The following is a 13257-nucleotide window of genomic DNA, read 5'->3' as shown; positions in this document are numbered from 1 at the left end:
GCGTTGGCGGCGGGTAGTATCAGGCTGTGCCCCGCTTCGCCAGCTTGCACCGCTGCGGGCAGCGCGGCGTCTACCGCGCGCAATTCACCGCTCAGCCCCAGTTCGCCAATTAGTTCGCAATTGGCGAGTGGTGCGGTCGGCAATTGCCCAGAGGCCACCAAGATTCCGATGGCGATAGGTAAATCGAAGCGGCCGCCTTCTTTGGGTAAGTCGGCGGGGGCAAGATTGACGGTAATACGACTCACCGGAAATTCAAAGCGTGAGTTAACCAGTGCAGAGCGCACTCGGTCGCGGCTTTCGCGCACGCTGGCCTCAGGCAAACCGACAATATTAAAGGCGGGTAAGCCGCCCGATAAGTGGACTTCTACGGTAACGAGTGGTGCGTGCACGCCGAGCTTGGCGCGGCTGTATACGGTAGCGAGGGGCATGTCTTCATCCTTGAAGGCGGCGCTATTCTTTGAAATACAATGTTTAGGTATTGCTGCCGGTTTGGTTTGCTAATTGCTCAGTTAATTCCGCGAGCTGTTTCTCCAGTGTCTCTAATTTGCTGCGGGTGCGATTCAACACAGCGACTTGGGCGTCAAATTCGGCACGAGACACCACGTTTAAGCGGCTGAATCCGCCTTGTAGTAACACCTGCACTTTCTCTTCGATGTCCTGCTGAATTTCAGGACCATTGTTCATCAGCTTGCTGGCCTGTTGCGCCAGCTGAGCAATAAAATCGGGTTTAGCCATGGATCGTTACCTCGTTGATTGGCTAAGTGTATCGTTTATTGGCGATGCATGGGAGATGTGTGGCGCCTCGCGCTAGCTAAATGCTGGACGGGAGACGGGAGACGGGAGACGGGAGACGGAAGACGGAAGACGGAAGACGCAAAGGCAAGTCGGGTTTAGATTTTATCTTAGCGTTTACCGTCTCCCGTCAAGCATCTCCCTCTTGCCGGCTTAATAATGGTGCGTTTTTGGCAGCAATCAGATCCGATTTGGCGCAGTGCTAATAAAAACGCACAGTGATGGTACAGATATTGCTCTTAACTAATGTAATGCGTTGAGCTTTTAAGTGTTCGGCGACCGTAGAAATTGACTTTTACTAATAAGGAATTGCCGTTGACGGCTATAGCTACCGTAAGCGCTGGGCTTGCTGACACCTGCTCAGCGACACCGCCGACCAAGTCGTGGTCAGCGGCGATTGAGCTGGGTTTGCGTGCGAGCATAAATCGCACTAATTTGGTGCGGATTTTACACAAGGGGCCATTGCGGGTGCAGCGGCCATTTTACCCAGAAGGCGATTGCTGCCACGTCTATCTCCTGCATCCTCCGGGTGGCATGGTGGCCGGTGATATCTTGCGGGTGGCGGTGGATTTGGACGCCGGTGCACAAGCGCTGCTAACCACGCCCTCGGCGGGCAAGGTGTACCGCAGCGACTTGGCTAAAACTGCCCAATCCCAGGGTATAAGCGCCGATGTCGCCGACGGCGCCTGCTTGGAATGGCTGCCCCAAGAAACCATTGTATTTGAAGGCGCTGAAGCCGAATTGAGTAATCACTTCGCTCTGCAGGGCAATGCCCGTTTATGTGCATGGGATATTGTGGTGCTGGGCCGCCGCGCCAGTGGTGAAGGGTTTGCCCAGGGACGTTGCCGGCAAAAAATCGACATACGCCGCGACGGCAAACCACTATTAGTTGAACGCACCGAATGGCGGGGGGGGAGCGCCATGCTGAATGCGCCTTGGGGCATGGCTGGCGCCTCAGTGAGCGGCAGCTTTTTCGCGACGATGATTTGCGATCAGGCCATGATGGATCAGTTGCGTGACGGCCTCAGTGAGCTTGCTGAGCAAAATGCTTGGTTGCCGGCAGAGTGGGGTTTATCGCAAAAGCGGGATATTTTTTTAGCGCGCTATTTGGGTGATTCGCCGGAGCAGTGCCGCAGAGGTTTTACGTGGCTGTGGGCACAGCTTCGGCCGCAATTTAATGGCCGAGAGGCCTGCCCGCCGCGGATTTGGAACACCTAAATTAGCATTGAAATGAGAATTCATTGAAAACAGGATGACACCGTCATGGAATTGAGTCCCAGAGATAAAGATAAATTGTTGCTGTTTACCGCCGCCCTGTTGGCCGAGCGCCGGATGGCCAAGGGCCTTAAATTAAATTACCCCGAGTCGATTGCGCTGATTTCGGCGGCGGTAATGGAAGGCGCCCGAGAGGGCCGCACGGTAGCCGAGATGATGAGCGCGGGTCGCGAGGTATTAACTAAAAATGACGTGATGGACGGCATTGCCGAGATGATTCACGAGGTGCAAGTGGAGGCGACCTTCCCCGACGGTACCAAGCTGGTCACCGTCCATAACCCTATCGTTTAAATAGGCATAACGGAGTATTTATGATTCCCGGAGAATTAATCGCAGCCGAGGGCGATATTACCCTCAATGCCGACCGCGATACCTGCGTGATTGATGTCGCCAATAGTGGCGACCGGCCGATACAGGTCGGTTCGCATTATCATTTTTTTGAAACCAATCCCGCGCTGATTTTTGATCGCGTGGCGAGTCGGGGTTTTCGTTTAAATATTGCGGCGGGCACGGCGGTGCGCTTTGAGCCTGGTCAAAGCCGCCAAGTCGAACTGGTGGCGTTGGCGGGCAAGCGCGAAGTCTATGGTTTTCGTGGCGATGTGATGGGCGCCCTCGACAAGCAAGGAGCATAAGTAATGGCTACGATAGATCGCCGCGCCTACGCGGAAATGTATGGGCCCACCGTGGGCGACCGCCTGCGCTTGGCAGACACTGAGTTGTGGATCTCGGTAGAAAAAGATTTTACGACCTATGGCGAAGAAGTGAAGTTTGGTGGCGGCAAGGTCATTCGCGACGGCATGGGCCAGAGTCAGTTAGGCGGTGCCTATACCCCTGACACGGTGATTACCAATGCTTTGATATTAGATCACTGGGGCGTGGTTAAAGCCGATGTGGCGATAAAGGCCGGTCGAATTTGCGCCATAGGCAAAGCCGGCAATCCGGATATACAGCCCAATGTGGATATTATTGTTGGCCCCTGCACCGAGGTGATTGCTGGTGAAGGTCAGATTTTAACCGCAGGAGCCATCGATTCGCACATCCACTTTATTTGCCCCCAGCAAATTGAAGAAGCCTTGATGAGCGGGGTGACCACCATGATCGGTGGCGGCACCGGCCCAGCGACGGGCACCAATGCCACTACCTGCACGCCGGGGGCTTGGCATATGGGCAAAATGCTGCAGGCTGCCGAGAGCTTTCCCATGAATTTGGGCTTTCTCGGCAAGGGCAATGCCAGTTTGCCAGAGTCGCTGGAAGAGCAAATTAAAGCCGGTGCCATGGGCTTAAAACTCCACGAAGACTGGGGCACCACGCCAGCGTCTATCGACTGCTGCTTGAGTGTGGCGGACAAATACGATGTGCAGGTCGCGATTCACACCGACACCCTGAATGAGTCGGGCTTTGTTGAAGATACCCTCGCCGCCTTTAAAGGCCGCACTATTCATACCTATCACACCGAAGGCGCTGGCGGCGGTCACGCGCCGGATATTATCAAAGCCTGCGGCGCGGCCAATGTATTGCCGTCATCGACCAATCCGACGCGGCCCTATACGGTGAACACTGTGGACGAGCATTTGGATATGCTCATGGTCTGTCATCACCTTGATCCCAATATTCCCGAAGACGTGGCCTTTGCGGATTCCCGCATTCGCAAGGAAACCATTGCCGCTGAAGATATTCTGCATGACCTTGGCGCCTTCTCGATGATTGCCTCCGACTCCCAAGCTATGGGCCGAGTCGGCGAAGTGGTGTGTCGCACTTGGCAGACTGCTCACAAAATGAAAGTGCAGCGCGGTCCGCTGGCAGAAGACAGCGCAGATAATGATAATTTCCGCGCCCGTCGTTATATCGCCAAATACACGATTAATCCGGCCATTGCCCACGGTATTAGCCATGAGGTGGGTTCTATCGAGGTAGGTAAGCTTGCCGATTTGGTGTTGTGGAAACCAGCGTTCTTCGGCATTAAACCCGCCATGATTATTAAAGGCGGCGCCATTGCCGCCGCGCCCATGGGCGATCCCAATGCGTCGATTCCCACCCCGCAGCCGGTGCATTACCGGATGATGTTCGGCGCCTATGGTAAAGCCTGTGTGCAGACCTCGGTGAGTTTTGTTAGCCAAGCCGCGATTGATGCTGATATTGGCAGCGCACTGGGTTTAGATCGCCCGCTAGTCGCAGTGAAAAACTGCCGCAATGTGACCAAGGCCGATATGGTGTTGAACAGTTATCAGCCGGTGATGGAGGTCGACCCCGATACCTACGAGGTGCGCGCCGACGGCCAGTTATTAATTTGTGAACCGGCTACTGAGCTGCCCTTAGCTCAGCGTTATTGTTTGTTTTGATTTTCTGGTTCTAATTAGTTGAGAAAAATTAATTTTAATTTGGAAGTAAGTGATGCTTGAGTGTTTTGAGGTAGCAAGTGAGGGCCAGGGTTTAGCGCCAGAAATGAGTATTGTGCTGAACTATCAAGATCGGCAGCGCAGTCGTTTTCGCGGTAAAACTCGCTGCGGCCAGGATTTGTCTTGGTATATTGAGCGGGGTCAGGTGCTTGCCGATGGCGATATTTTAATCGCCAAAAATGGCGAGCAAATATCGGTGGTGGCGGCTAAAGAAACCCTGTCGCTGGTTCACACTGACGACGCCCTATTGTTTGCGCGGGCCGCCTACCACCTAGGCAATCGTCATGTGCCCTTGCAGATTGATGCGGGGGAATTGCGCTATCAGCACGACCATGTGCTGGACGATATGTTGCGCGGCTTAGGTTTAGAGGTTCAAATTGGCGAAAAGCCCTTCCACCCCGAGAACGGCGCCTACCATAATAGTGGCGCGGGCAGTATTCACAGCCACCACCATCATCATGACTAGTCCATTACTGCATTTAATGCATCTCGTTAGTCCTGCCCTGCCGGTGGGGGCTTATGCCTACTCACAGGGTTTGGAGTATGCGGTTGAGCGAGGCTGGGTAAAGAGTTTGGCGGGCGCAGAAGATTGGATTGGCGAGGTGTTAAGCCACAGCTTGGGTGGTTTAGATTTACCTGTCTTACAGCGTTTGCATACGGCATGGCAGGCTGGCGCGCTGGACGATGTCGCCTATTGGAATGACTATTTACAGGCGGCGCGTGAATCCAAGGAATTGTTATTAGAAGACGTGCAAATGGGCGAAGCGCTGCTGCGCTTATTGGTTTCACTGGAAGTGCCCAATGCCTTGGCTTGGCCCAAAGGCGTGGGGGTAAGTTTTGCCACGGTATTCGCCTTGGCGGCCCAGCATTGGCAAGTTAATAGCGATGACGCGCTCAGCGGTTTCGCCTGGAGTTGGTTAGAGAATCAGGTGGCGGCGGCCATTAAATTGGTGCCGCTAGGGCAGACCGATGGTCAGCGCTTATTGTTGGCTTTGATGCCGAAATTAGAGGCCAGTGTGAGTGCAGCGAAAACACGCCACAATGATGATCTCGGTGTTGGTCTGCCGGGTTTGGCAATGGCCTCGGCTCAGCATGAAACCCAGTATTCACGTTTGTTTCGATCATAGAATTTGTTATTCATTATATGTGGAGTATTTATATGAAAAAGCCTGCACTGCGGCTTGGTATTGGCGGCCCAGTAGGTTCTGGTAAAACCGCCCTAGTTAAAACCCTGTGCGCCGAGTTGCGCGAGCGCTTTGACATCGCGGTCATCACCAACGATATCTACACCCGAGAAGACGCTGAGTTTTTGCTGCGCCACGAGGTGCTGGATCAAGAGCGGATTCTCGGCGTGGAAACTGGCGGCTGCCCTCACACCGCAATCCGCGAAGACGCCTCGATGAATTTGTCAGCAGTGGCTGAACTCAGTGGCCGCTTTCCCGAGTTGGATTTAATCATGATCGAGAGCGGTGGGGATAATTTAGCGGCAACCTTTAGCCCCGAGTTGTCGGACTTAACCATCTATGTGATCGACGTTTCGGCGGGTGACAAAATCCCCCGCAAAGGCGGGCCGGGTATTACCCGCTCAGATTTATTGATTATTAATAAAACTGATTTGGCTCCCTTGGTGGGTGCCGACCTCAATGTAATGGATCGCGATGCCAAGCGCATGCGTGGCGACAAACCGTTTATTTTTAGCAATTTAAAAGACGGCAGCGGCGTTGCCGCAATTGTTGATTTTATTGTTGAGCAGGGCATGCTCGGCGCTTGAATTAAAGGGGAATGAGTATGTCGCCTTTGTTTAGTGTTTTATTCATCGGCTTTGCGGCGGGGGTGGTGCATGCTTTTGACCCCGACCATCTCGCCGCAGTGGGCGGTATGAGCGGGCGTGATAAGGGCCGTAACAGCTTGCGCTTTGCGTTGCATTGGGGGCTGGGGCATGGGCTGGCCGTCCTTGGTGTGGCCAGTGCGGTACTGCTGGCGGGCTCGGCCATTCCCTACGATTTCAGTGCCGCTGCCGAGGCCTTGGTTGCGTGGATGTTGATTGGGATTGGTCTCTTAAGTTTTTACCATTTATGGCGCCAACATCAGCATCATGATTCAAAACAGGGCGTTCGTCGGTCTGCTGTTTGGGTAGGGCTGATCCACGGTAGTGCGGGCTCTGCACCCTTATTGGCAGTGATTCCTGCTGCGGGCTTGGCTAGTCCCTCGCTTGGAATGGCTCATGTTTTACTTTTTAATTTGGGGCTGATTGCTGCAATGGCGGCGGTTGGCTTGGCCTTGCGTGGTGGCTTTGCTTTCTTGGGTCAGCGTCACCATCACATGCAGCACGGCCTGCAGACTTTATCCGCAATGTTTGCGATTGGCTTCGGCTTTACTTTATTGCTCAGTCATTGATTTTTAGATTGTATTTCTTTGGTGCGCACGCACAATTATTGTGCGGCGTACTGCACGCGGATAAGGCTGGCAGCGTAGCGCTATGCTAAATCATTGCGCTGCTTTTCTCGCTAAGCCCCGCAAACTAAGACTTTCCCCTGATTGGCACCAATTCTGCTAACACCTCTTGGTAGATTTACCAGGGTCCGTTGAGCAATCGCAATGCGATTGAATTAATTAGCGGTATAAAAATAGAGTTGGGAGCGAAGTATGAAAACGAAATCATCCATCAAGGCATTCGCCAAGCACAGCAGTATTGTGTTGGCGGCCGCGACCTTGTCGCTAAGCGCCTCGATTGCCCAGGCGGCAGACACCATCAAAGTCGGTGTGTTGCATTCGCTATCTGGCACCATGGCGATCAGTGAAACCACACTGAAAGACACGGTGCTGATGTTGATAGAAGAGCAAAACAAAAAAGGCGGCTTACTCGGTAAAAAATTAGAAGCGGTTGTGGTTGACCCCGCATCTAACTGGCCGCTGTTTGCTGAAAAGACCAAAGAGCTTTTAGAAAAAGATAAGGTCGATGTTATTTTCGGTTGCTGGACATCGGTATCGCGCAAATCAGTTTTGCCGGTTATTGAAGAGTTAAATGGTTTGTTGTTTTACCCCGTTCAGTACGAAGGCGAAGAGTCTTCTAAAAACGTTTTCTACACCGGCGCTGCGCCCAACCAGCAGGCAATACCTGCAGTTGATTATTTAATGAGTTCAGCGGGCGGTTCAGTAAAACGCTGGGTTTTGGCGGGTACTGACTACGTTTACCCACGCACCACCAACAAAATTCTTGAAGCCTACCTAAAAAGCAAAGGCGTGGCTGAAAAAGATATCATGATTAACTACACACCCTTTGGTCACGCTGATTGGCAGACCATTGTGTCCGATATTAAAAAATTCGGTTCACAGGGTAAAAAGACCGCGGTGGTTTCAACCATCAATGGCGACGCCAACGTGCCGTTCTACAAAGAACTGGCTAACCAAGGTTTATCTGCAGAAGACATTCCAGTAGTGGCGTTCTCGGTTGGTGAAGAGGAATTGTCTGGTTTCGATACTGGCCCGCTTGTCGGTCATCTTGCCGCGTGGAACTACTTCATGAGCGCAGATGCCGAAATGAATGATGCCTTCATTGATAAATGGCTGGCGTATATCGGCGACGCCAAGCGCGTTACCAACGACCCAATGGAAGCGACTTATATCGGCTTTAATATGTGGGTGAAAGCCGTCGAAAAAGCCAAAACCACTAAAGTAAATAAAGTACACGATGCTCTAATCGGAATTAGTGTTCCGAATTTGACTGGTGGCGTGGCTACTATGCTACCCAACCACCACCTGACCAAGCCCGTGCTAATTGGTGAGATTCAAGAAAACGGTCAGTTCGATATCGTATGGCAAACCGAAGCGGCCGTTCCTGGTGATGCGTGGACTGACTTCCTGCCGGAGAGCGCTAAGCTTGAAGCAGATTGGCAGAATCCTAAAATCATGTGCGGTAACTACAATACCGAAACCAAGAAGTGCTCGGGTCAAAACTACTAAGCCTTCTTAGCGAGTTCGCTTGCTAAATAAAGGAAGTTCCCCCGGACTTCTTTTTCAAAAAAGATACCCCGCTAATTCTTGGCGGAGTATCTATTGCAAATGGATTTTTCAATGAAGCTGACGCATATCGATACGCATGCCGTATTCCGATTTATTCTATTTTGCTTAGTCATTATATTGCCTATGCAAAGCACTGCCGCGCCGATTGCGATGGTAGGCCAAACTAAAACACAAAGTGAAGATGCTGCGCTTTTGCTGAATGAACTCGTTACGGCAAAAAGTACAGAAGACAAAATTAACTTAATAAATATGATTGCCAACTCAAATTTGCCACAGCGCGTTGCTGTGCTTGAGGCGCTGCAGTCAGGTGATTTGTACTACACCAAAAAAGCGAAACAATTGGTTTACGCTCGTAGTCACGCCGATGGCTACAGCGTGGTCGCTGTGATTGGCAATGAAGATCTCGGCGTAGTGGGCAGTCGCGCAGTGCGTAAAATTAGTATCAATAATGAGCTGCGCACGGTATTGCGCGGTGTGCTGGCCGAAATTGCACTGCGCAGTGAAGACAGCGCTGTGCGATTGCAGGCCGCCAAAAACTTGGTGCGCAGTCCCGCGCCGGAGTTTTTGCCCGCCATTGAGCGGGCATTGGTGATGGAATCTGATGCCAAGGTGACCGAAACGCTCAAGCTCGCGGCGGCGATGGTAAATTTAAATTCCGATGAACAGGTATTGCGGTTAGAGGCTATCGAATCCTTTCGCGGCAGCCTCAATAGCGACGCCATGTCACTGCTCGCGGCCATGCAACTTACTGACAGCGACGGCAACTATTTGGAGTCGGATGACTTAGTTAGAGAATCTGCCGCTGCAGTACTAAAGCAAATGCGCAGCGAAGCAAAAATTTACAAATTAATTGAGAATACGTTTTTTGGCTTGAGCCTGGGTTCCGTGCTGTTACTTACCGCGGTGGGTTTGGCGATTACCTTCGGCGTTATGGGCGTGATTAATATGGCCCACGGCGAAATGATGATGCTAGGGGCGTACACCACCTACGTCATCCAATTACTCATGCCAAACTATATTGATTACTCAATTATTGTGGCCATTCCCGCCGCGTTTATGGTGTCCGGTCTTGTGGGTATTGTGATAGAACGCGGCATCATCCGTCATTTATACGGGCGTCCGCTAGAAACATTGCTGGCAACCTTTGGTGTGAGTCTGATTTTGCAGCAAGCGGTGCGCAGTATTTTCTCGCCGTTGAATAAATCGGTGACCGCGCCAAGCTGGCTCAGTGGCTCGCTGGAAATTAACGGCGCACTGTCACTGACCTATAACCGTCTATACATCATTGCCTTCAGTTTAATTGTGTTATTGCTGCTGGTGTTTTTGTTAAAGAAAACCTTTGTCGGTTTGCAAATGCGCGCCGTTACGCAAAACCGCGCTATGGCCAATTCTATGGGTATCCGTACCGGTTGGGTAGACGCCTTAACCTTTGGTTTAGGTTCAGGTATTGCAGGTATTGCCGGAGTGGCCTTGAGCCAGCTCACCAATGTCGGCCCGAACCTCGGTCAGTCTTATATTATCGATTCCTTTATGGTGGTGGTGTTTGGCGGGGTGGGTAATTTATTTGGCACTTTCTTCGCGGCGATGAGCCTCGGTGTAGCCAATAAATTCTTGGAGCCTTTCGCGGGTGCGGTACTGGCCAAGATCTTTGTGCTGGTGTTCATCATTCTGTTTATTCAGTGGCGGCCTCGCGGTTTGTTCGCCCTTAAAGGCCGCTCGGTAGAGGATTAATTGACCATGCTGAATACAAAAATATTTGAACGCAGTGCCATTGGCCGTTTATTGCTAGCAGATAAAGCGGGTAGCTATTTGTTAATGGCGTTGTTTGCCGCCATGGTGTTGGTGCCGCTGTGTAATTTGCTAATGCCCGAAGGCAGTTTGTTGCATATACCCACCTATATTGTCGTGCTACTGGGCAAGTATCTTTGCTATGCCTTGCTCGCACTGGCGCTGGACTTAATCTGGGGCTACTGCGGTATTTTAAGTCTCGGTCACGGCGCGTTTTTCGCACTCGGCGGCTACGTCATGGGCATGCACTTAATGCGGCAGATTGGTGAGCGCGGGGTGTATGGTAACGCTGACTTGCCCGACTTTATGGTGTTTTTGAACTGGACCGAGCTGCCGTGGTATTGGTATGGCTTTGATAATTTCTTCTTCGCCATGTTTATGGTGGCCTTGGTTCCTGCCGCATTGGCCTTTGTGTTTGGTTGGCTGGCGTTTCGATCGCGAGTAACCGGCGTGTATTTGTCGATTATCACCCAGGCCATGACCTATGCTTTGCTGTTGGCTTTCTTCCGCAATGATATGGGCTTTGGCGGCAATAATGGTCTTACCGATTTTAAAGATATTCTCGGCTTTAATTTGCAGTCAGATATCACCCGCTGTGTATTGTTCGCTTTGTCGGCGTTGAGCGTGATGCTGGCGTATATTTTGTGCCGCGCGATTGTGAGCAGTAAATACGGTCGCGTGTTGGTGGCAATACGCGATGCCGAAAGTCGCACACGCTTTATGGGTTATCGGGTTGAGCACTTTAAGCTCTTTGTGTTTGTGGTGTCGGCGATATTGGCTGGCATTGCTGGTGCTTTATATGTGCCTCAGGTCGGTATTATCAACCCCGGCGAGTTTGGCCCCATCAACTCTATTGAAATTGTTATTTGGGTAGCGATCGGCGGACGGGGCACGTTGTTTGGCGCGGTCATCGGCGCGGTGGCGGTGAACTACGCTAAAACCTATTTTACCGGCGCCTTCCCAGAAGTGTGGCTGTTTATGTTGGGGGCGCTGTTTGTGGTCAGCACTTTGTATTTACCTAAGGGCATCGTGGGCGTGGTTAAACAATTGCAAGATCGTCGCGCTGAACGCAACGCGCCGACATCGCAAGGAGCAGAGTCATGAGTGCCGTTGTAAAAAGTCCGGGCTTTCACAGCTCAGAATTGCAAAGCATGTTGTACCTTAATGGCGTGACCAAAAGTTTTGACGGTTTTAAAGCGATTAATAATTTGTCTTTAGATATTGCGCCGGGCGAATTGCGCGCAATTATCGGCCCTAACGGCGCAGGTAAAAGTACCATGATGGATATCATCACGGGTAAAACCCGGCCGGACTCGGGGGAAGTACGCTTTCGCGACAGCATTGACCTGACGCAATACGACGAAGCGGATATAGCCAACTTGGGTATTGGCCGTAAATTCCAAAAGCCCACGGTTATTGAAACCCTCACTGTTTGGGAAAACGTGGAACTGGCGCTAGCAGGTAATCGCAGTGTTATCCGCGCGCTCTGGCATAAGCTGAGCAGTGAGCAGGGCGACCGGGTAAATGAAGTAATTAAACTGGTCGGTCTAAAAGCCAAAACCAGTGAGCTGGCGGGCAGCTTATCGCACGGTCAAAAGCAGTGGTTGGAAATTGGTATGTTGATTGTGCAGGGGCCGGAGCTATTGCTGGTCGACGAGCCAGCCGCGGGCATGACCGATCAAGAAACCATGGAAACCGCTGCACTATTAAAAGAAATTAACCGCGAGCACACCGTGGTGGTGGTCGAGCACGATATGGATTTCATTAAGGCGCTAGACAGTAAAGTTACCGTCCTGCATGAAGGCAGTGTTTTGGCTGAGGGTCGTCTAGAAGTTGTGTCGGCTAATCCACGGGTGATTGAAGTCTATTTAGGACGTTAAAACTATGTTGCTAGTTAATGAGGTAGATCTCTATTACGGCGCTAGCCAAGCGCTGCGCAAAGTAAATATTAGCGCAGAGAAGGGCAAGGTGACCTGCATACTCGGTCGTAACGGTGTAGGTAAGTCAAGCCTGGCAAGAGCCATTACCGGTCGCCATCCGGTGCGGGGTGGCAGTATTGTGCTTAATGGCAAAGACATCAGCACGATGGCCCCAGCAGATCGCGCCCGCGCGGGCGTCGCCTATGTACCGCAAGGCCGCGAAGTCTTCTCTCAGCTTACCGTGCAAGAAAACCTTTATACCGGCTACGCGCCGCTCAAACGGAGCCAACGTAAAATTAGCCCTGAAATTTTTGATTTGTTTCCGGTGCTAAAAAGCATGCTCAAACGTCGCGGCGGCGATTTATCTGGCGGCCAACAACAGCAGTTGGCAATTGCTCGTGCCTTAATTACAAAGCCGCGCTTATTAGTATTAGATGAGCCGACAGAGGGGATTCAGCCCTCTATTATTAAAGATATTCATAACGTGATTACCATCCTGCGCCAGCAGGGCGAGATGGCGATTGTCCTTGTGGAGCAATACTTTGATTTTGCCCGGGAGCTCGCAGATTACTACGCGGTAATGGATCGCGGCGAAGTAATATTGTCTGGCCGTGGTGACGAAATGGTAGAAGAAGACGTTCGGCGGCATATGACGGTTTAGTTATCTAGCTGGCATAAATCGTCACTCCCGCGCAGGGATGACGCACGGTTATAATTAAAAAATGCGCCAAGCTACCCCATTTGTCACTCCTGCGTAGGCCGAGCACCGCCCCTGCGAAGGCAGGGGTCCATCCCAGCATTAAACCTTAGCGCGATACGGCATTCGCTGCGCTCACATGGATCCCTGCCTGCGCAGGGATGACGTTTAGGGAACAGTCGTCCTTGCCTGCGCAGGCCGAGCACAGCCCCTGCGAAGGCAGGAGTCCATATGAGTACAGCAAACGCATTCAGCAAGGTATTATCAAATATATCCAAATTACTGATCTATTGACCCAAAATTTTGCACTTTTATATCAGCGGTTTCTTTATATACTGGCTTCATTGATTTAGCTGAGGCAAAGGAG

At 51.7% G+C, this 13257-nt stretch carries 15 protein-coding genes; 13 read left to right on the top strand and 2 right to left on the bottom strand.

From position 1 onward, the window contains the following. Positions 1–428, bottom strand: a 428-nt coding sequence (locus ABYP33_RS14255; protein WP_373091790.1) for a magnesium chelatase domain-containing protein, incomplete at its 3' end; no start/stop codon positions are given. A gap of 43 nt (positions 429–471) precedes the next feature. Then, positions 472–735, bottom strand: a complete 264-nt coding sequence (locus tag ABYP33_RS14250; RefSeq protein ID WP_008253379.1) for an accessory factor UbiK family protein — start codon at positions 733–735, stop codon at positions 472–474. A 372-nt stretch (positions 736–1107) separates the two neighbouring features. Between ABYP33_RS14250 and ABYP33_RS14245 the strand changes: the two genes are divergently transcribed. From ABYP33_RS14245 to urtE, 13 genes are all read left to right on the top strand, one after another. Further along, positions 1108–2010, top strand: a complete 903-nt coding sequence (locus ABYP33_RS14245; RefSeq protein WP_373091789.1) for an urease accessory protein UreD — start codon at positions 1108–1110, stop codon at positions 2008–2010. 45 nt (positions 2011–2055) lie between these two features. Continuing rightward, positions 2056–2358: an urease subunit gamma gene (gene ureA, locus ABYP33_RS14240; RefSeq protein WP_008253381.1), complete on the top strand. Its 303-nt coding sequence runs from the start codon at positions 2056–2058 to the stop codon at positions 2356–2358. Positions 2359–2378: 20 nt separating this feature from the next. Then, entirely contained in the window at positions 2379–2699 is a 321-nt protein-coding gene (locus tag ABYP33_RS14235) for an urease subunit beta (protein WP_373091786.1), read from the top strand. Positions 2700–2702: 3 nt separating this feature from the next. Continuing rightward, positions 2703–4406: an urease subunit alpha gene (gene ureC, locus ABYP33_RS14230; RefSeq protein WP_373091785.1), complete on the top strand. Its 1704-nt coding sequence runs from the start codon at positions 2703–2705 to the stop codon at positions 4404–4406. Positions 4407–4458: 52 nt separating this feature from the next. After that, positions 4459–4929 carry an urease accessory protein UreE gene (gene ureE, locus ABYP33_RS14225; RefSeq protein ID WP_373091784.1) on the top strand — a complete coding sequence of 157 codons (471 nt, stop codon included), beginning with the start codon at positions 4459–4461 and terminating at the stop codon, positions 4927–4929. After that, the gene (locus tag ABYP33_RS14220; RefSeq protein WP_373091782.1) at positions 4922–5590 is read left to right on the top strand and encodes an urease accessory protein UreF; all 669 of its coding nucleotides are present in this window, start codon (positions 4922–4924) and stop codon (positions 5588–5590) included. Before ureE ends, ABYP33_RS14220 begins: the two co-directional genes overlap by 8 nt. A gap of 32 nt (positions 5591–5622) precedes the next feature. Then, on the top strand, positions 5623–6234 hold the full coding sequence (gene ureG / locus ABYP33_RS14215) for an urease accessory protein UreG (protein ID WP_373091781.1): 612 nt from the start codon (positions 5623–5625) through the stop codon (positions 6232–6234). Between the two features lie 17 nt (positions 6235–6251). Continuing rightward, positions 6252–6860 carry an urease accessory protein UreH gene (locus ABYP33_RS14210; RefSeq protein ID WP_373091779.1) on the top strand — a complete coding sequence of 203 codons (609 nt, stop codon included), beginning with the start codon at positions 6252–6254 and terminating at the stop codon, positions 6858–6860. 249 nt (positions 6861–7109) lie between these two features. Continuing rightward, positions 7110–8426 (top strand): urea ABC transporter substrate-binding protein, encoded by a 1317-nt coding sequence (gene urtA / locus ABYP33_RS14205; RefSeq protein ID WP_373091778.1) that lies wholly within the window; start codon positions 7110–7112, stop codon positions 8424–8426. Between the two features lie 111 nt (positions 8427–8537). Beyond that, positions 8538–10217 carry an urea ABC transporter permease subunit UrtB gene (urtB, locus tag ABYP33_RS14200; RefSeq protein ID WP_373091776.1) on the top strand — a complete coding sequence of 560 codons (1680 nt, stop codon included), beginning with the start codon at positions 8538–8540 and terminating at the stop codon, positions 10215–10217. A 6-nt stretch (positions 10218–10223) separates the two neighbouring features. Beyond that, a complete protein-coding gene (gene urtC / locus ABYP33_RS14195; protein ID WP_373091774.1) occupies positions 10224–11378 on the top strand; it encodes an urea ABC transporter permease subunit UrtC in 1155 nt (384 codons plus the stop codon). Next, positions 11375–12154 (top strand): urea ABC transporter ATP-binding protein UrtD, encoded by a 780-nt coding sequence (gene urtD / locus ABYP33_RS14190; protein WP_373091773.1) that lies wholly within the window; start codon positions 11375–11377, stop codon positions 12152–12154. The genes urtC and urtD overlap by 4 nt, the downstream gene beginning before the upstream one ends. A gap of 4 nt (positions 12155–12158) precedes the next feature. After that, positions 12159–12854, top strand: coding sequence for an urea ABC transporter ATP-binding subunit UrtE (gene urtE, locus ABYP33_RS14185; protein WP_373091772.1), 696 nt, complete (start codon positions 12159–12161; stop codon positions 12852–12854). Positions 12855–13257 lie beyond the last annotated feature (403 nt).

The sequence above is a fragment of the Zhongshania sp. genome (assembly GCF_041584495.1).
Lineage (GTDB): Bacteria > Pseudomonadota > Gammaproteobacteria > Pseudomonadales > Spongiibacteraceae > Spongiibacter.
Note: the sequence above shows the minus strand (reverse complement) of the source record. Positions and strands in the feature narration are given on the sequence as shown.